General features: G+C 63.8%; 1 protein-coding gene (running past one end of the window). It reads left to right on the plus strand.

Annotated features, from left to right (window positions below):
* Positions 1 to 22,158, plus strand: part of the annotated coding region (locus ACSVIK_RS22670) for a CARDB domain-containing protein (protein WP_442446413.1) (this coding region is incomplete at its 3' end). The annotated region extends 11,605 nt beyond the left edge of the window; 22,158 of its 33,763 annotated nt are in view.

Consider the following 22,158-nt stretch of genomic DNA (forward strand, 5'->3'; position numbering starts at 1 on the left):
ACGATGTGGTGATCGGCACCGTTCGTCACTGCGGAGGACTCGCCCAGGGCGCAAGCTATTCCCAGACTGCGACCATCCGCGTCCCCATGCGCCCGGAGGGCCGCTATTACCTGGGCGTGCGCACCGACACCGCCAGCGAAGTGCTCGAACCCGATACCCTGTCGGATAACGTCAGCCAGGCCAAGGCCATCGCACTGGCCGCCGCGTACGCGGATCTGCGCGTCGTGACGCTGAGTGCGCCTGAGTTCGCCCAGAGCGGCGAAAGTATCCTGGTGACCTGGGAGGTCAAGAACGAGGGCAATGCAGCCACCGACCTGTCGTTGTGGAACGACCGCATTGTCTTGTCGGCCGACCAGCAGCTCGGCGGCGAGGACGATATCGTTCTCGCCGGTTCCATTACCCATGCAGGCCTGCTGGCCGTTGGGCAATCCTACGTGGGCCGCGCCACCCTGACATTGCCGCGCGACTTGAGCGGTACCTATTACGTGTTGGTCGATACCAACACCAGCCGCACGGTGACCGAACTCGGTCGAACGGCAAACAATACCCTGGCGAGCGCGACCAGGCTCCAGGTGGGGTTGGCTCCCGTACCTGACTTGAGCGTATCGGCGATCACTGGGCCTGGCAGCCTGCGTCCGGGGGATCAGGCCACCGTCAACTACACCGTGACCAATCAGGGTGGTCAGACAGCCAGCCGTGCTTGGCGCGATCGCCTCTACATCGACCGTGGCGACCAGGGATTGTACGAGGTTGCCAGCGTGCTCCAGGGGGACTCTCTGAGGGCTGGCGAGAGTCGTGAGTGCAGCGTCACCTTCACACTGCCCTCCGGCTTCCCGGTAGGCGAGTTCCGCTGGGTGGTGCGCACCGATGCGGACAACACGCTCTACGAGCGGGATGGTGAAAGCAATAACCAGGCTGTTGCACAAACGCCTGTACAGGTCGCTCGACTCGACCTTGCGGTCACTGAGCTACAAGGACCGAGCCTGGTCGTATCCGGCAGCACGGTTCATTTGCAATGGACTGTGGAGAACCACGGCAACAGCGCAACCGGAACCTGGACGGATAGCGTCTATCTGGTTCAGGGAGGCGTTCAGCGCAAGGTGGCCGAGTTGGCGCACCGTGATGGCCTGGCCGGTGGTGGAAACTACCGGGCCGCTGTCGACTTCGATATCCCGCTGGACTTCCACGGTGAATACGAACTTCTGGTGATCAATGACGCCAACCGGGTGCTTGACGATGCCGATCGCGCAGATAACCGAAGATCGATACAGCTCACCGCGGAACTGGCGCCTTACGCCGACCTCACCGTTACGGCCGTGAATGCGCCGGAGCGGGTCATCGACGATCCGGCAACGCTCACGGTGGACTGGACGGTGACCAATCAGGGGATTGGAGCGGGACGGGCCAATCATTGGGTGGATCGGATTGTCATTTCTCAGGATGAAATCCTGGGCAACGCCGACGACAAGGTGCTCGGCGAGTTCCTGCATGAGGGGGCACTGGCCGTTGGCGAGTCGTACAGCCGCCGTGAAAGTATCTTGCTGGCGCCGGGCACTTCGGCCCGTTACAAGCTTTTCGTCGTCTCCGATGCCAGGGCAGAGGTCTTTGAAAACCATTCCGAAGCCAATAACGTGGCGCGGCTCGGTCACGATATCGACGTCATGCCCATCCCCTATGCTGATCTGCGGGTCGCCTCGGTTACGGTCGATGGTGACGCCGCCAGTGGACGCTCTTTGCGCGTGAGCTGGGAGGTGGTGAACAACGGCATCGGCATCACCGATAACGCCGATTGGTCAGACAATGTCTGGCTCAGTCGCAATCCTGATGGCAGCGGTGTGGTCTCCGCCTTCGGTTCGGCGCGCCATACCGGTCAACTGGCGGTCGGCGACCGTTACAGCCGCAGTATCGACGTCACCTTGCCGCAAGGCATCGAAGGTGACTATTACCTGAATGTACGCACGGGCGGCCCGTTCGAGTTCATTTATAGCGCCAACAACACCGGCAGTTCGGCCGCGGTGCCCGTCACTCTCTCCCAGTCGCCCGATCTGGTGGTGGAGAGCATTGGCTTGCCTGCCTCCTCTCAGGAAGGGGCGCTGGTCGATGTCACCTGGACGGTGCAGAACCGAGGCGAGGCCGGAGCCACCGGCCTGTGGGTTGACACCGTCTGGTTGGTACCGGCCAACGGTGGCAACGCCGTTTCGCTGGGGAATTTCACCTACGACCGTGGACTGGCGTCGGGCCTTCGCTATACCCGTAGCGAACAGGTGCGCCTGCCCGCCAAGATAGAGGGGTTGTATCGGATCAAGGTTGTTACCAATGCCAACCTGGGCGGCAGTGGCAGCCAGACCTACGAGCATGGCACTGCGCGCGACAACAATGCCTTGCTGTCCGCCGAAACCACCGCCGTCAACATGCTGGCCAGGCCGGATCTACGTGTCGGTAGCGTTAGCGTGCCTGAGCACGTGACAGCTGGCACCGCCGCCGGTATCCGCTACACCATCAGCAACATGGGAGCTGTGGCTACCAGCGGGCGCTGGACGGACAAGGTCTACCTGTCTCTGGACGCCACGCTGAGCGCCGACGACCTGTTGGTCGGTCAGTACCAGAATGGCGCCGCGCTGGCACCGTCGGAGTCCTATGGCAACGAAACGGCCATGGTGGACATCCCCATTCGCTACCGTGGCGACGTTTACCTGATCGTTATGGCAGATGGTAACAATGCCATCGATGAGTACCCCAACGAGGCCAACAACATCAGGGCGGCGCGGTTCTACGTCGATTCGGTGCCGTTCGGCGACCTCGTGGCCAGCAACGTCGTGGCGCCCGATCAGGCTGTGCACGGTGCCAACATCGAAGTCCGCTACACGGTCACCAACCGCGGCAGCGCCGTTACCCGCGGCGAAGCAGCCAGCCTCAACACCTGGACCGACACTGTCTGGCTCGCCCGCGATGCACGTCGTCCGGGCGCCAACAAGGGCGACATCCTGCTAGGCTCCTTTACCCACGTAGGCAACCTGGCGATAGGGGAGGACTATCTGGGCGCGGCGCAGGTCAAGATTCCGGAGAACGTTCGTTCAGGCGAGTACTTCATCACCGTATGGAGCGATACCTACGACGTCATTCTCGAGGACACCCTAGCCTCGAACATCAACCCGGATGATGCCACCCAGATCGACAACAACAACTACAAGGCCCGGTCGATCAGCATTCTGGGCATTACGCCACCGGATCTGGCCGTCACCGAGGTCGTCGCGCCCGAAGCGGCCGATGCCGGAGGCAGCTACACCTTCAGCTACACGGTGCAGAACCGGGGCGACGTGTTCGACGGCACCTGGACCGACGCCCTCTATCTCACCGACAACCCGGACTGGAGCGCCGCCCGGGAGATCTGGCACCTGGGCGACTATGTGCAGAACCGCCGCCTCGGCAACGGTGAGCGCTACAGCGTCACCCAGACCGTCCAGCTCGCCCCCTCGCTCCAGGGCCGTTATCTCGTCGTTCGCACCGATGCGGCGAAGACGGTCGCCGAGACCGATGAGAACAACAACGCCGGTGCCGCCGCGTCCCTCGTCGGGGTGAACCCGGCGGACCTGCGGGTCACCGACGTCGTCACCGAACCGAATGCCTTCTCCGGCGAGGAAACGACCGTCACCTGGACGGTCACCAACGCGGGGGGCGCGGTCTGGGCCGGCACGCGGAGCTGGGTGGATGCGGTCTACCTGAGCAGTGATCCCGAGTTCATTCCCGCGCGAGCCACCTTCCTGGGCTCGTTCGTTCATGCCAATGTGGAGGGCTTGGCCGCGGGCGGCAGCTATACCACCTCTGCCAAGGTGCGCCTGCCGGCGGGCACGGACGGGAACTACTACCTCTACGTCATCACCGACGACGCCAACGACAGCCTCAACCGCAAGGGGCGCCCGAAGGGCGAATTGCTGGGCGGCGGACGCAACGATTCGGCGACGCAGCATTATGCCGGGACGCAGGAGCGGCCTGGCTCGGTGTACGAAGGCCTGCGCAACGACAACAACATCTCCCGCGGCGGGATCGACATCGCCTACCGTGAGCCCGACCTCCAGGTCGACAGCATCGTCGTGTCCGATCCGGCCCCGCGTTCGGGCCAGACGGTGACCGTCACCTGGACGGTCACCAACCGCGGCACGCGGGAAACACGCACGGGCAACTGGTACGATGGTGTCTACCTGTCGCGCGATGGTTCGCTGGATTTCAGCGACTACCCGTTGGTGGATCGCGGCACCCGAACCGAGGTATTGCTCAAGGCCAAGGCGATCGGCGTGAGCGAGAGAACCCTCAAGCCTGGCGAGTCATATACGGCATCGACCACTTTCCGGCTGCCAGAATCCATCAGTGGTGACTTCAAGCTGATCGTGCGCACCGATACTCCGGTATTCAAGGATCTGTGGAGCAACGAGCCCAGCACCATCCGTGACGGGCTGCCCGTGCTCGCCCGTCTTGGCGAACCTTCCGGCAGCGTTCCAGAGTTCCGCGACGAGGGTAACAACACGGCGGTCATCGACCTGCCCATCACATTGGCGACGCCTCCCGACCTGCAGGTGGCCTTGGTTGCGGCTCCGAACAGCGCGCTGGCTGGCCAGAGCTTCACGGTCGGCTACCAGGTGCTCAACCAGGGCGGCGATACGCCGAGCGATCAGACGGGCTGGTATGACCTTATTTACCTGTCCAAAGATCGTTTCCTCGACGTCAACCAGGATCGTTACCTGGGCTACGTCCAGCACAACGGCGGCCTGGCCGCCGGTGCGGGGTACGACGGCAGCCTGACCGTCACGGCGCCGACCAGCCTGGAGGGGCCGTATTACGTCTTTGTCGTGACCGACCCGGCCCGCGCCTGGGGCGCGGGCGAGTTCGGCCGCGTGCGCGAGTTCGGACTGGATCAGAATAACGCCTCCGCCGCCGAGCAGCCCATCCTGATCGAAACTCCGCCACCTGCGGATCTGAAGGTCAGCAACGTGACGCTGCCCACCAGCGCCAAGGTCGGTGACGAGATCCACATCGACTATGTCATCAGCAACGATTCGATCAATACCGCCTACGGCCGTTGGACCGATGCGCTCTATCTGTCCGCCGACAATGAATGGGACGTGGGCGACATCCTGATCGGCAAGATCGACCATGTCGGTGATCTGGCGGGCGGAACCAGTTACACCGGCTCGCTGTCGGCCAAACTGCCGCCGCTCAAGGACGGCCATTGGCGCATCATCGTTCGCCCGGATCTCTATAACGAGGTTTTTGAAGGCAAGATCGACTACACAGCGAGTGGTCTGAACCTTTCCCCCGGAGAGGCCAACAATCGAATGGCTTCCGGCGCCACATTGCAAGTGGCGGTACCGGAGTTGGCACTGGCCAGCCCGCTGGAAACCACCCTGAGCCCGGGCGAAGCCCGTCTCTACAAAGTTAGCGTCGCTGCCGGCGAAACCTTGCAGGTGAGCCTTGATGCCGCCGCCCTCGAGGGTAGCAACGAACTGTATATCCGCTATGGCGACGTTCCGACGGGCTCGCTCTTCGATGCCGCCTATGGCAACCCCGTCGCCGCCGATCAGCAGGCGATCATCGGCAGCACCCGAGCCGGCGACTACTACATTCTCGTGCGCGCCCGCGAGGGTGTGGCGAATTCGCCGGTCACGCTCCGCGCGGACGTGCTGCCACTGTCGATCAGCCGGATCACGCCCGACCAGGGCGGAACCGGAGACGAGAATCACCGCTGGGTCACACTGGATATCTATGGTGCTCACTTCAAGTCGGGAGCATTGGTCAAGCTGGCCCGGCCCGGTATCCATGAGGTCGAGCCGCAGCGTTGGCAGGTGATCGATGCGACCCATATCCGGGCCATTTTCGACCTGCGCGACGCCCCGCATGGGCTGTACGACGTGAGCGTCATCAACCCGGACGGCCAGCGTGTCACCGAAGCACAGCGCTACCTCGTCGAGCGCGGCATCGAGGCCGACGTCACCCTCGGCATCGGTGGCGCCCGCAGCCTGGAACCGGGGGAGGGCGGCACCTACAGCGTTTCGCTGCAGAGCCTCACCAACGTCGACACGCCCTACGTGCGCTTCGATGTCGGCGTACCGGAGATGGGCTACAGCGCCGACGTTCTGGGCGGTCTCGACTTGCCCTACGTGGTGTTCGGCACCAATATGGCCGGGCAGCCGGCAGGACGGACGCTCGATGCCGCTGGCAACACCCAACAGTACGGCGCCACGCCCACCGATGGGACCTCCCGCTCGGACATCGCCTGGGCGCAGCTGGACGGCGTGCAGAACACCGCCGGCTTCAACCTGGCTCCTGGCTACGCGTTCGACGTCCCGGCTGGCGGCTTCGTCGGCATGAGTTTCAACGTCCAGACCTATCCGGGGCTGGCCGAATGGCTCTCCTACGACTTCGAAGGGCTGCGCGACAAGCTTTACGCCGTACGGCCCGACTGGAAAGCGCAGGGACTGCTCGACGGCGGCGTGCAGGACCTGGACAGGATCACCGAGGGTCTGGCCGCCAAGTTCATCTCCAGAGAGCCGGAAGAGCACATCACCAAGCTCGAGGCCCTGGCCATGCCGTTCCGCTTCAACGTGGTCGGTGCCGCCACACCGATTACCCGTGACGAATTCATCGCCGACCAGAGCGCGCACGCTCGCAAGCTGCGCGCCGCCATCCTGGCCGACGACACGGCGCCGTCGGCGCTCGCCGCGCTGGCCGCCGACGAGGCGCAATGGATCGACGGCTGGCTCGGGGCGTTGGAGGCCGCAGGGTTACTGCGCCCTCTGAACGAAGCACCGCCGATCCGTGACAACCCCCAGGTGCTCAGTCTCAATGCCACCCTGGCTACCGGCATCCTGCTCAGCCGAGGCGGCGACAGTTACCACACCCAGGCGGATATCCTCGGCTTCTTCGCCAAGGTTCAACAGTGGTATGGCGACACTGCCGCCCACGCGGGCGATAAGGCAGCGGCCAAGGCGCCGGTCGAATATGTGGAGGTGCGTGAGGACCAACAAGGCAACATGGTCGAGGTTCCCGTGCCTGGAATGGCCGATGCCTCCGCGTTCGATCTGGGCTCCAGCCATGACACCCACTTCATCAACTTCAACGTCTTCGCGGGCAATCGCAGTGAACTGGAGTATCTGCGCCACATCGGTGTGCTCGATGAGAACTTCAACCCGGTGGCCGGGCAGGCGCTGAACCTTTCACAATACCTGCAACAGGCAGCAGGGCAGAGCAGTGCCACGGCGGCTGCCGTAAGCGTACGTGGGCCGCAGCCTGTACTCGGTGATGACGGCAACCGCTACCTGCCGGGCGATACGGCCTTGCCTTACACTGTGTCCTTCAACAACCCGAGCGAAACCCCGGCTGGACAATTACGGATCGTTAGTCAGCTCGACCCCAACCTCGACCCGCGCTCCTTGCGCTTGGGCGATCTCAAGATCGGCGACATCAATGTTCATCTACCGAGCGATCGGGCCAACTTCCAGGGCGACTTCGACTTCACGGCCACCAAGGGCTTCATCCTGCGCGTCAGCGCGGGCGTGGATGCCTCCACCGGCATTGCCACTTGGCTGTTGCAAGCCATCGACCCGGACACGGGCGAAGTCATGCAGAACGCCACCCGTGGCCTGCTCGTCGCCAGCGCAGGGGCCAGCCAGACCCAGACCGAGCAGCAAACCCGCGGCTTCATCAGCTACACCATCCGTTCGGCTGATTCGGCCGCTTCCGGTGTGGAGATCACCGCGTCGGCGCGTATCCTGATCGACGCCGCCCCACCGATCGACAGTGAGGTGGTATCGGCGCGGCTCGACGTCCATGCGCCGCAGACAGCGCTCGCGGTCACCGCTCTGGGTAACGATACCCAGGGCGCACCGACGTTCGACGTGCGCTGGACGGCGATCGACACTGCCAGCGGCATCCAGTCCGTGACCGTCTACGTCGCGGAGGACGGTGGCGACTTCAAGATCTGGCTGCGCCAGGTCGGCCCGGATACCACCCAGGCTGTGTTCACCGGCGTGGCCGGCAGGCATTATGAGTTCCTCGCCGTGGCCACCGACAAGGCGGGCAACCGCGAGGCCGCTTCAGTGACCAATGCGGTATTGCCGGACGACGGTGCCCGCCAGGCGGTGCTCGACAATCTCGGCGTGCTCGAAACCCTCGACCAGACCCGTGAAACGCCTCTGGCCCCGCAGGATCGCGACTATCCGCGCAACGCGCTGTTTGCACTGGCCAGCGGGCAATTGCCGGGGCAGGTCGCAACGCAAAAGACCAGTGAACTGCGCACCGTTCTGGCGCCGTTCAGCCTACGCGGTTTCGCCGACGGCTATGCCGCCAGCGACGCCGATATCGGCGCCCAGGCGCTGGTCGAGCTGCCGGATCATTCCTTCCTGGCCAGCGCCGGCGTGCTACGCAACGAGGTTTACCACTACGAGGCCAAAGGCGGGCGTAGCACCTCGCCGTTATTTACGCTCGACACCCCTATCCTCGACATGGCAGTGGATGTCCAAGGCCAGCTCTGGATCATGACCGGCGCCGAACTCCTGCAAGTGGATGCCGGCAGCGGCGCCATTCTCCAGCGCCTCAAGGGGCCAGGTGGCGACCCGCTGACCCACGCCCTGGCTATCCATGCGCAAACGGGCGAAATCTACGTTTCGTCGGGTAATGGCATCGAGATCTTCAACCCTGCCGAGACCGATCCCGCCAAGGCCTGGAAGCACTTCAGCAACCAGCGTGTCGGCGATCTGGCCTTCGCGCCGGATGGCCGCTTGTGGGGAGTGACCTGGAGCGGTGGCGAGCTGGCGGGTACGGCGTTGGTCGCGTCCACTGACATCGTCAGCTTCCCGATGAGCGGTCGCACTGCGGGCCGTGCGGAGCTGGAGTACCGACTGGCCGGCCTGATCGACAGCCTTGCCTTCGGTGCGGTCGGCACCGAGCTGGAGGGTTTGCTCATTGCCTCTAGCAATGGCCGGCAACGACCGGTAACGGCTGGAGATGCGCAAGTACCGCACCAATCCGTCGTCTGGATGATCGAACTCGACAGCCGGCGCATGCTGCAACTGGCCACGGGAGGTACTCGCGGTGAGGCCGTGGTCGCAACCGCGGACGGTCGCATCCTGGTGGCCCAGACCGGCCATATCGACGAAATCGCGCCGCGTCGCGCACCGATGGTGCAAGCGGTGACCGTACCTGATGGCGCCCTGGTGGCACTGCCCCTGAACCGCATCGGCGTGGTCTTCGACCAGGCGATGTGGACAGGGACGGACGGCGACGCCGGCAGCGTACTCAACCCGGCCAACTACAACCTGACCGTGCTCGGCGCCAACGGCGGAGCCGTTTTGCGCCCGCAATCCATAACCTGGGATGCCGCCACCCGGACGGCCTGGCTCGACGTGGCAGGGCCCGAGGCGGGTGCCTACCAGCTCGAGATCGGCCGGAACCTCGCCAGCGACAGCGAAGTGCCGCTCGAACAGGTCTATGTCAGCCACTTCACTGCGCTCAACGACATGAGCAGCCAGTTGCGGCTGGAGTTCAGTCGCACCCGTGCTGATCGTGGCACAGGGGAGGTGAGTTACAACATTTCCATAACCAACATCGGCAGTGACGACCTCCGCGGGCCGCTGATGCTGTTGCTCGATCCGGGCCGGTACTTCGAGGGCGTCATCGGCGAAGGGGCCGTCGCCAGCGCGGATCAGTCCGGGCTGTGGCTGCTCGACCTCAGCGCCGCCCTGCAAGGGTTGGGTGGCAAGCTCGCGGTCGGCGCGACCCTGGCCGACCAGACCGTCAGCATCGTGCCGGCTAGTGTGTTCGCGCCGCGCGCCGGCCTTGCCGACCTCGTCAAGGCCAACCTCGGCCACGGCGTCTACGCCGTCCCGCAGGGCAACCTGCCGCCGCAACTCACCGTGGCTGGCATCGACGATCCGGACACCGACGCGGCCACCGTGCTGCCGGGCGCCATGCTCGGCACGCCCTGGACGGCCGAAATCGAAGCCTTCGATGCGGACGGCACGCGCTTCCACTGGCAACTGGTCCAGGCGCCGGCCGGCGTCACCCTGACACCGGAGACCGAGGTGGTCGCCGCGGAGCAAGGCTACCGCCAGCGTGCCACGCTGACCTGGACACCCACCGCCCATGCCGCCGCCGATACGGAGATCGTCGTGCGCGTGCAGGACAGCCGGGGTGGCATCGCCTTCAAGCGCTTCCAGCTCGCGGTGGCGGGGGGCAATCACCTGCCTATCATTGCCAACCTGGGCGAAATGATCCTGCGTGAAGGCGAAACCCTGCGCCTGCCTGTCACGGCAGCCGACGCCGATGGTGACGCACTCACCCTGACCGTCCGCAACCTTCCGGCCGGCGCCGTCTTCGACGCTGGCAGCGGTATGCTCACCTGGACGCCAGGCTATGACCAGGCCGGCACCTACGAGGGCATCACCGTCGTCGCCAGCGACGGCAAGGTGCAGATCAGCCGCCGTCTCACCGTCACGGTGGAGCAGGGGCATCCACGGCCCGTGCTGCTAGCCGTTGCCCCGCAGACCCTGCGCGAGGGCGAGCGTTACAGCCTGCAACTGGCCGGCAGCGTGCCGGGTGGTCTCACCCAGGCTGATGGCACCACCGTGGTACTGAAGTACATTGCGCCCTGGCTGCCCGGTGGTGCGTCCCTCAATCCCGAGACCGGCTGGCTCGAGTGGACGCCGGGCTATGCCCAGCACGGCAGCTTCACCGTGCCCGTCCATCTCATCGCCAGCTGGACTGCGCCGGATGGCGAGGTATCCACCACCTCGGTCACCCGCGAGATCGTCTTCAATGTCGCCAACGCCAACGGCGCACCAGTGTTCGCGCCGGCCGAGACCTGGCATGTGCTCGAAGGCCAGCCGCTGCGTATTAGCGCCTTCGCTTTCGATCCGGACAACCCAGACTTCGAGCCCAAGGTCCGTTTGCGCGAAGGCGCTCCGGCAATCGGCCCGGACACCAGCGCCCCGACCGTCAGCTACCAGGTCGACGGCTTGCCGCAAGGCGCGAGCTTCGATCCCGAAACGCTGGAAATCGTCTGGACGCCCGGCTATCTGCAGGCGGGCAGCTACAGCATCACCGTGACCGCCACCGATGATGGCGATGGCACAGGCGTGCCCGCGGTCAGCCAGTGGGTGCTGCCCATCGAGGTCAGCAATGCCAACCGCGCGCCGCAGATTGGCGACATCGCCCATGCCTTCGTGGACAAGGGCAGCGTCATCGAGATTCCGATCAGCGTCGACGACGTCGACGGCAATCCGGTCGAACTCAGCTTCACCGGCTTGCCACGCTTCGCCAGCTTCATCCGCAACCCGTCCGACAGCTTCGGCAGGATCACCGGCGTGCTGCGCTTCACGCCGGGCGAAGGGGATCGCGGCGACTACGCCATCATGGTGTCTGCCAGCGACAACGGCGATGGCAACGCGAATCAGGTTCTGACCCAGGCCAAGGGCTTCGTCCTTACGGTTCGCAGTGTCAGCGAAGCGCCGGTCGTCGTCGCGCCGAAGCAGGTCGTCGCTATCGTTGGCCAGCCGCTGTCGGTGGCGTTGTTGGCTGCCGACCTCGACCAGGATGCCTTGACCTGGGCAGCCGAAGGCTTGCCTATCGGGGCCGCGTTCACCCCGTCCGAGCAGTACGGCCATGCCACACTGAGTTGGACTCCGACCGCAGATGACATCGGTAGCCGTGACATCGTTCTTAGCGTGACCGACCAAGGCCTGCCGCCCCAGGATGCGGGCTACACCAATCCGGCCAATCCGCTGCCCAACGTCACCCGCCATACGTTGCGTATCGTCGTGCGCGAAGCCAACCAGGCGCCAGCGTTGCTGGGCCTGGAAATCAATGGTCAGCAAAGGGCCGACAGCGGCGCCGCCGATGCCTCCACGCCGGTACGCATCGAGGCCGCCGAAGGCGTTCCCCTGAGCGTCACGCTCTACGGTCACGATGCCGATGGAGACCACCTTGACTGGCGCGCCCTCGACCTTCCGCGCGGCTTGGTCTTTGCGCCCGCGGCCGACGGCAGCAGGGCCACGCTCGCCTGGACACCGGACTTCTTCGCCGCGCAGGACGGCAACACTGGTACTCCGGGACTGTGGCGCTTCACCATCGGGGCCAGCGACGGTGCGGCGCATTTCACCCGCACGCTGGAAATCCAGGTTGCCAACGTCAACCAGGCCCCGCGCATTCTGCCGTTGCCGCTGCAACTCGTCCGTGAAGGCGAGACCATCGGCTTCACCGTGCGCGCGGCTGACGCCGACCTTGATGCCCTGCAGCTCTCACTGCTCCATGACGAAGACACGCCGGCCGGCATCTCCTTCGACGCGGCCACTGGCTACTTCGAGTGGATGCCGGGCCAGGATACCGTCGACAACGTAACGGCCAGCGACAAGGCGTATACCTTCACTTTCCGCGTCACCGACGGCAGCGCCAGCCATGAGCAAAAGGTGCAACTGAGGGTTTTCGACCTGAACCGTGCGCCGACCATCATGGCGACCAACCACGCCGTGGCGATCGGCGATACCCTAAGCATCCCGCTGACCTCCGGTAGGATCGACAACGGCATCGTCATCGCCGACCCCGATGGGGCGGCGCAGACGCAGGCTCTCGTTGTCAGCTTCTCTGGGTTGCCCGAAGGGGCGGTCTACGATGCCCAGAGCCGGCGCCTGACCTGGATGCCAGGCCCTGGCCAGATCGGCGATCACACAGTTACCGCCACGGTGTCCGATGGCCGTGACCAGCGTAGTGAAACCTTCGTTCTGCGCGTGGTGGCCGATGCATCCGCCAACGCGCCAAGCATCACCGTCAGCACCACGCCTGCTACGCCCTCCGTGCCGGGCCAGAGCATTGTCGCCACCGTGCGCGCCGAGGCCTGGGGTGGCATCGCCAGCCTCGTCGCCGAGCGGCGAAATGGCGAGAGTGGCACTTGGGAGCCGCTGGCACTGGACGCCGCGGGCCGCCTGCGGCTGACGGCCACACAGCCCGGTCTCATCGAGCTGCGTGTCACCGCTACCGACCGGGACGGCTTTGCCAGCACCCAGACGCACAGCATTCGCGTCAAGGATCCGGCCGACACCGCAGCGCCGCAACTGGGCTGGGGTGGAGCGCTCGCGGGCGCCAGTGCGAACGGCCAGCCGCGCGTACTCACCGACCTGACGGCACTCACCGCCAACATCGCCGAGACCCAGCTCATGGGCTGGCGCCTGCAGCTCGCACAGGCAGGCGGCGATGCCTGGCAAACCCTGGCCGAGGCAACCAGCCCCGCCACCTCGGTGAACCAGGCCCTGTCCTTGGCCTCGCTGGACCCGCGCCTGTTGCAGAACGGCGTCTACCAGCTACGCCTCAGCGCCTGGGACCTGGCCGGCCGGACTAGCGAAATCGGCGCCGGCATCGTCGTGGACAGCGCCGACAAGACCTTCGCCAGCCAGAAGGTCGCCGACGCGACCGTGACGCTGGGCGGGCACACCCTGGCACTCGCACGCGAGTGGAGCGGGGCAGTGCAAACCGACACCCGAGGTGGCGACTTCGGCAACTGGCGCTTGCCACTGCTGGATACCCGCCTCACCAGCGACCAGCCGGCCACGCTGCCATCCGGTGCCACCGCGCCGTGGCGCGAGGGTGCCCGTCTCTGGCTCAGCGTGCCGGCCAGCCTGGCCGACGCGCATGCCGGCATGGCGCACCTGGCCTTTACGCTGGGCACCACCCTTGAGCGCCTGGGTACGGAACCGGACGCACCGCAGGTCTGGCATCCGCTGTTCAGCAACGACCAGGGCTGGCAACTGCAGGCCCATGGTCAGGCAGGGGCGGTGCGCCCCGACAGCCTGGTTCGCCTGGGCGACAACCTCTACGACCAGGCCACCAGCCTGCCGTGGGTACCTGCTGCCTATACCCTGACCGCACCGGACGGCACCCGCTATACCCTTGATGCTCAGGGCCGCGTGGAGCGCGTGGCATTCACCGATGGCCAGGCGTGGCTCGTATCGGATGCCGGCATCGTTGCCGAAGGTGGCGATCCGAACCAGCGCATCGACATCCATCGCGACTCGGCTGGGCGCATTGCCCGCATCCTCCTGCCGGATGGCGGTGATGGCCGTACCGCTATCGCCTACCGTTACGATGGGGAGGGCCGGCTCAACTTGGTTCGTCACCTGAACGACACCGGGCTGGGCACACCCATCGCCTACGACAGCACGGGCGAACCCGTGGGCGGGCCGTTGACCGCCAACCTGGGTGCCATAGTGAACTGGGGCACGGCCAACACCAACCAGTGGAGTGGCACGCTGGCCGAAGGGTCGGGGGCTACCCTGGCCTTCACCGTGCGCGAAAGCGAAATCGCCTCCACCGTCCACACACCGGGCGGGCAGGGTGCGGTCATCCTGGCGCTGGAAACCGCGCTCCCCGGCGACGCGGTGATCGAAGTCAGCGGTGCCCAGGTCATCGGGACCGCCACCGTGGATGGCAAGGTCACCCGCTTGCTGCGCGTTACCGAAGCCGGCGTCAAGCTCATCCGCGTCAGCGGCGCGGGCGAGGCCCAACTGCGCCTGAGTCTGGCCGGCGACCTCAACCGCGACGGCCAGGTCGATGGCGCCGACAGCACGTTGTGGGATCAACTGCGCCAGGCCGGCAATGCCGCGGGTGACTTGACCGGCGACGGCCTCGTCAACACCGCCGACCGCCAGGTGCTCTACGCCAACAGCGGCTTCGCCGCCAACCAGGCGCCGGTCGCGCAAGTGCAGCCGGCAGCGCTCAAGACCCACACCGACCTCGATTTGCGAGCGGTCCTTGCCAGCATCGCCGAGGATCTGGAAGGCGACGTCGTCTTCTGGCGCGTATTGGGCAGTACCCACGGCACCGCCACCCTCGATGCGGACGGCGTGACACTGCGCTTCACCCCCGAGGCGGGCTATAGCGGCGAAGCCAGCATCCGCCTGCAAGCCGACGATGGCTTCGCAGCGGGCGCGCCGATCGAACTCAAGGTGAACGTCAGTGGCGCGAAGCTGTTGCAGATCAACATCGAGCGATTGGCGTCTCTGCACCAAGGCACCGCGCGGCAGTTGGAGGTCACCGGAGACTTCGAGGATGAACAGGGCGTTACGCTCATGGCGGGTTATCTCGATTATCTGTCCACGGATGGCAACGTGGTCGAGGTGCTCGCAGACGGCAGCCTGCGCGGCAAAGCCGATGGCACGGCAACCGTCAAGGTCAGCGCACGAGGCCTGGAAGCCGTGAACGCCATCACCGTCAACAGGGACGGTGTGAATCATATGATCGACGCCTATGACAACGAACTTGACCTCTTTCCGCCGTTCTTCAACCTCGCTGCCGAGGTAGGTCGGCGCCAGATCGACGTGCATGCATTCGCCCGCAATGGGCTGGGGGCGGATCTCCATACAGCAGTCGATACGCAGTACTACGTCAGCGACCCGGCTGTTGTTGAGGTGACCGCCGATGGCCTGGTCATCGCCAGATCGCCGGGGCAGGCCGTCATCACGGTCATCCACGAAGGCAAGCAGGGGCTCATCCGGGTCAATGTGACGCCGTTACGCACCGGGGCAGTGGAGGTTCTTGCCAGTGGAGGTATTTCACTGGCGGATCAGATGGGCAACATTCTCAGCATCGCCCCTGGCAGTCTTTCGGCAGACACTACCGCGTCGATCCAGAGTGTTGCATTGGACAGCCTGGCCACACCGCTACCGATGCCTGAACTATTGCAGACACTCGCCGCAGTCGACATCGATCTGCGCGGTGCGACGGTCAGCATGCCAATGCAACTGGCGCTCGACGTCGACAATCCACTCGATGCGGCCACGGGCCTGCCCACTCGCTATGAGGTGGGCACCGAGGTTTATTTCATGCGCGAGGGCACCATCACACTGGCCGATGGTTCCATCAAACCGACCTGGTGGATCGTGGACAACGGTGTTATCGGCAGCGACGGCAAGGCTTACACCGCCAGCCCGCCTTATGAAGGTATGACCGTGGGCGGCAGGATGATCGTGACCGTTGGGCCCAAAGGTCATTACTTTGAAGAGAAGACCGGTGCCTTGCGCCTGCAGGGAACGGGCGTGGACTTCAACGCCTTCTTCTCCGAGATCGGTCACGTCGCCATGATGACCATTCCGTTGGGAGCTCCTCTCGCTGCCTTGGGCATTCTGGCGTCGGCGCCGCAGTACCTTACGGCCATCACCTACAGCCTGGCCGGAACCTATCAGGCGAACATCCCGACGGATGCCCTGAACGATCCACAGCAGACTGTGGAATTCCCCACGCCTCCGAGTTTCAGCGCGAACGACGTGACTCCGCGCATCAGTTCGGCCACCTACGATTCGCAGACGCGTGAACTCGTCCTCAGTGGCGCCAATCTGTATCCGGCACAAGGTGGCGGTGGTTTCGACTTCCGCCTCTGGCTACAACCCATAGGCAACCAGCTTACCCAGCCTTCACTGTCGGTGGAGCGCGGCCTGACCTGGCAGTCGTTCCACGTCACCCCGTCTGGCAATCAGATCCGCTTCACGGTTCCGGAGCACATCGCGCTGTCACAGCATCTGATCCATATCGAACGCACGACGCGCCAGCCCAATGCACAGGGCGTCGAGGGCGCTGGATCTAGGGTCGAGAGCCTGCCGATTCGTGTCTGGAGTGACCCTAGCCGCGATACCTTCATCACCGATGCCAACAGCATCCAGGTGTTCCGCGGTACCGGGAGTGCCTCCCAGACCAACAGCGCGCCGATCGCGTTGCAGTATCAGATCACCGAGGATGAACGCGGTCAGCCGCTGGATATTGCCCGCTCGGCGTCGGACAACGTCGCCTTCAGCACGGATGGCGCGCTGGCGTTCGTCGCCGGAGGAGACATCGCCAACGGCAGCACCGTGAAAATCTACGTGGTCGATACCTTTACCCGCGAGGTCGCCTTCACCCTTGAATTGAACAGTAATGCCCGTGGGCGGATCAGCCAGATGGTCAGCAACAATGGCTGGCTCTACGTTTCCCTGGCTTCGAATCGCTACGGTACGGGCGGTCTGGTTCGGATCAATATCGACCCGACCAGTGCCAGCTTCCTCAAACAGCAACAGAGCATCTACCAGCCAGGCCTGCCGACCGAGGGCTATCGTGGCATCGCGATAAACGCCTCGTCCTATCTGGGGGCTATCAACGAGTCCGGTAGGGTTCGTATCTTCGACCTCAACCGGATTCCCACGAGCGACACTTCGTTCGCCAGGGTCGATTACGGTGCTGTGGTCGATGTCGACCTGAACGACGTCCGTACCACCGCCAACAACTCGCGCAGAGGGGGCACGGCAACCTTCATCGCGGCTGGAGACTCCCCAGGCGAGTTCCTGGCCTCTGACCCGCGTTCCTATTCCAAGGGGTTGGTGAGAATCCTTGTCAAGACCGACGGTTTTGGCAATCTTGGCGGCACGGCGGACAACGTCGAAGTGATTTCGATGAGTGGCGCGACCGAGTTCACCTCTGCCTACAAGAAGTTCCGCCAGAACGTTCTGACCAGCTCCGACATCGTGGTGGTCAATTACCAAGGGGAGGAGTACGCCCTGGTGGCGGACGACAACTGGTATTTCACCGACCCGGTGCTGACCGAGCCGGGCGAGCTGCCGCCCTATCAGATCGGCGGCAAGATCGGCGTGGTCAGGAACCCCTTCGCCGAGGGCGGCAAGCCTGCGGAATACCTGGGGGCGACCTCGCCCATTCCAGGCAGCGCCATCCAGCGCATTGGCCTGGCCGCGGACGGGACGTTGTACGCATCGGTGTGGAACCACACACCGAACTACGACTTCTTTGCGCCGACCAGCCACTCGCTGTTCACCTGGAACGCCGCAGCCCTGGTGCAGGCAGCCATCCAGGCCAATACCCCGGAGCACAAAGCGCGGGTGGAAGCAGCCGGGCGCCTGGTCGGCAGCTTGCCCATCGACCGCAACGTTCCCGTGGGGGGAGACGGCAGCAACGGTTTCGGCTCGCAGATACCCGAGGTTACGGCTTCGCGTTACGACCAGGTCGTTGCAGGCCAGAACTTCAACTGGTTATGGGGCCTGTCGTCGTTCGTGCCGCGTGGAGCGTCGATCGAACTCAGCGACACCTCGGTACCGGTACCGCAGCTAGAAATGGTCGTGGCCGAACCGCCACTGATCCAACTCGAAAGCACCTGGAGCAATCCCGAAGATGGCCTGGTGGTCACGCTGCTCAAGAAGGGCTTCGATGCGTTGGTCACCGGCGGCTACTTCGAGCGCTACGAGGAGCGCGTGCAGAAGTACAACAGCGGCGAGATCAGCTATAACGCCTTTAGCCGCAGCAATTTCACGGATGTAATGGCGACCGGCTATGCGAGCAAGATTCAGTTCAGCTCAGGCGGCACGGCGGTGCAGGTTTCCAGCGCGGCCAAGGGGTGGTTGACCAAGCTCCTGGGCGGGGCCGTTGGTGCCGCTGCCTCCGGCATGGCGGCGGAAACCTTGATCCAGGCAGGGCTGAACAACATCTATGCGCTTACCAATGGCAAGGATGGGCAGAAGGATATTGATATGGAAAAAGTGCTGTTGACCGGCGTTGTCGCTGGTGGCATCGGCGGCACGCTGTCCGTGGCACCCGAAATTGCCTCCAGCTTCTTCAACAAGCTCGGCGAATTCGTCGGGCTGGGTCTGAAGAAGAACAAGGTGATCGAAGGCGCTGCAACCTTCGATAATGCTTTGTCGATCCAACTGCTGACGCCGCAGGGCAAAGCCACCTCGGCGGCTATCACCGACCCTGGCGTCATTCGCATCGGTAGCAAGACGGAAGTGCGCATTGGCGATGAGTTGGTCTTCACCACCCCCGCCGAGAAATCCATGGGTTTGGCACAGGCTGCCCAGTGGTACCGCGAGCAGGCGGCGAGCATCGCCAAGGTTCTTGCACGCTCCGATTTGCCGGCGGATCTGAAGATGCTGCAAGCCTACAAGTTGCGTGAGGCACAGCAGCAAGGCGCCATGAACGCCTTGATCGAACCGGGTATCGCCGCGGAGTTCGCCAGCCGGTTCCGGCTCGAACCGCTGCAGAAAATGGTTCAGGACGCGATCAACGAGCTGAAACTATCGGGCAAGGCCTTGTTCGAGGCCATTGCCGCCAAGTTGTCCAAGGTCGATGAGGATATTCGCTACCCGGCGCAGGCGGGTGGGTGCTTTATCAAAGGCACGCGTGTTTATACGAGGGAAGGTAAGAAGCCGATTGAGGAAATTCAGGTAGGGGATTGGGTACTTTCCAGCCCCGAAGACGGTTCTGGCGAGCCGGAATACAAGCGTGTGGTCAGAACCTTTGCGCATGATCCCCAACCTATTTTCAAGATCAGTATTTGTCCGGAAGGCTGGGTTTTCCCTGCCCCTACTTATTTCGTGGTGGCGACAGGAAACCATCCCTTCTGGGTAGAAGGCGTCGGCTGGACGCGTGCCGATGAGCTCAAACTCTATCAATGGCTACGTCAAGGTGATGGCGGTAGGGCCTATGTAGGTGGCGTAAGTCGTATATATCGAACGAGTCAAGATGGTATTGGCTGGATCAAAGGTACGAATAGTTTGGAGGAGAGGGGTACAGTCTTCGACTATGTTAATTACGCTGCTGTCGATGATTCTCTGGCAGAGAAACTTCGCTATCTTCCCAGTGAGGTACTGGCGAGCGATGACCCTTATCTGCGCGTGCCAGTTTTCAATCTCGAGGTTGAGGACTTCCATACCTATTACGTAGGCGGAAAGCATGGCTTCTGGGTTCATAACACGAACTGCGAGGGGGTTCGGCTGGCTAACGGCGAAGGCGTACTGCCGAAATTTGAAACCCCACGTTATGACGGTGATGCCCATTTGGATAAGGCGATCGCCGAAGGGGTTCAGGAGCTGGAGGGCTATGTCGTCATTCGCGCTGACAGCAGCGGTCTTCGGAGCCAATATAAGGAGATGATCGACAAGTTCGATATTGATGTGCCGGATCGTTATTTGCAGCCCTGGCTCCAGTACGAAGATGGGGTGGTAGGACGAATCGTCGATGCCGAGGGTTTCCGCCAGGAGTATTCCGTTCTATTCAAGAAGTCGGCAGATATGACGGATAAGCAAAAACCATACATTCGAGTCGAGGGACGGGAGGAAACGGGTGATATAACCATCTTCGTAGACCGTAAGCTGACGGCGGGACGGTTCTTCCCATCGGAGAATGGGGCCGTCAAAGCCGAAGATATTGGAAAATACCTGGGTGAGCGAGCACATACTGATGTACAAGATGCGTTGGAGTTGCTCTGGCGTGTGACCTTGACATTGGAGCAAAACCCTAGTTTTAACTGGCGCTTCGAGATGCCGGCACTCAAATCCAGTCTGGGGGAGGGGGTGGATCCCTTACTACGTGCTCCCGGCAAGCAGCTCGAGGCGCTATTCGAGGGGATTCGTCAAGGCAAAATTACCTTCTCCGAGTGGAAAGCGAATGTCTTTGACGAAGAGATCGGGGATTTCGTTGATAAGGCGGTGCCCGACGAAGCGCTGGCCTATCGGATGGAGCGGATCAGGGCCATGCTCACTGTAGAGGCCCCTCGCATTGAATTGCGCGCCGTCGAGCAACTTAGGCCACAAAACCAGAACGTCAACTACGAAGGCAGCGGTATCGGCGTCACTCCACTTCAACTGGCGGATATCGAGCGGGTATTTGCGCAGGCCCGGCAATATTGGCTCGATGCGGGCGCATCGCCAACGCTTCTGGATGGCGTGGAGATCGCCATTACCGATCTGGCCGATGGCTTGGCCGGCTTTACCCAGGGCAAGAAGATCGCGCTGGACGTCACGGGTGCTGGCTGGGGCTGGTTCGTGGACACCAGCGCCGGCGACAACAGCGAGTACGTGGCCACTGCCCAGGATCAGGTATTCAGGGCGTCCGAAGGCAGCCCTGCGGCTGGCAAGATTGATCTGCTCACTGTGCTGATCCACGAGTTGGGCCACGTTGTCGGTTTGCCATCCGTGGTGAGCGAGGCTGGCGTGATGGGGCAATACCTCTCGCCGGGCATGCGCAGGCTGCCCAGCGCCGCCGACATTGCCGCCCTGCAGGACAAGCAGTCCTTCGTACAGCGCGGCATGAGCTACGTGACTATCGGCACCGCCGACGAGGCGGCTGGCGTGCCAGCGCTTGCCTATAACGAGGCGGCGCAGCAGACCGACCTGGATGCTCTGTCGGCGTTCGATCCCACGGCATGGGCCGTGGCCGGTGCCGCCAGCACGGTGGGGAATGTCATCCACCTGCACGAAGCCGTGCAGGCGCAATCGAGCGCACGGCAGCGTTTTGTCGTCGGTGCCAACGACCGCTTCCTCTCCTTTACGGTCGCTCCTACGCTGGTGCGGGACGATGGGCCGCAGGACGCCTTTGAAGTCGCACTGATCGACGCCAGTACCGGCCTGTCGTTGCTGGGCGCTACTGGCTTGAGCCGTAACGACGCCTTCCTCAACCTCCAGGCCGACGGCAGTGAGTATAAGGCCTCGGGCGTCACCACGATCCGCAACGCAGACGGCAGCCGCACGGTGCTGGTGGACCTGTCTGGCATCGCCGCGGGCACCGTGGTGAATCTTTCCTACGACCTGATCGGTTTCGGTCGCGGCGCGGCCGCTACCAGCAGCCAGGTCACGGTGCGCGACCTGCGCCTGGGCATGCCGCAGGAGGCGCGTGACGACGTGGCGGCCACCGCCGAAGATACGCCGGTGGATATCGATGTGGTCGCCAACGACCTCGGCGCCGATCAGGCGGGCATGCGACCGGTGGTCGTCACCGGCCCGGCCCATGGCACCCTGGCGCTGACGGCCGAGGGCCGCCTGCGCTACGTGCCGGCCGCCGACTGGTCGGGTGAGGACAGCTTCACCTACCGGCTCAGCGATGGCCAACTGGAATCCAACCTGGCCAGCGTGACGATCAGCGTCTCCCCGGTGAACGACGCACCGCTAGTGGCTGACGCCCGCTTTACCCTGGAGGAAGACAGCACCCTCGCCATCGACCTGCTGGCCCTTGCCAGCGATATCGAAGGCGATGCCCTCATCGTCGAGATCGTGGCCGGCCCGCAGCATGGTCAGTTGGTGATGAATGCCGATGGCCGCTTCACCTACACCCCTGACCCTGACTGGAACGGCACCGATGGCTTCACTTACC

This window comes from Pseudomonas sp. NCHU5216 (assembly GCF_052156495.1).
Classification (GTDB): Bacteria; Pseudomonadota; Gammaproteobacteria; order Pseudomonadales; family Pseudomonadaceae; genus Aquipseudomonas.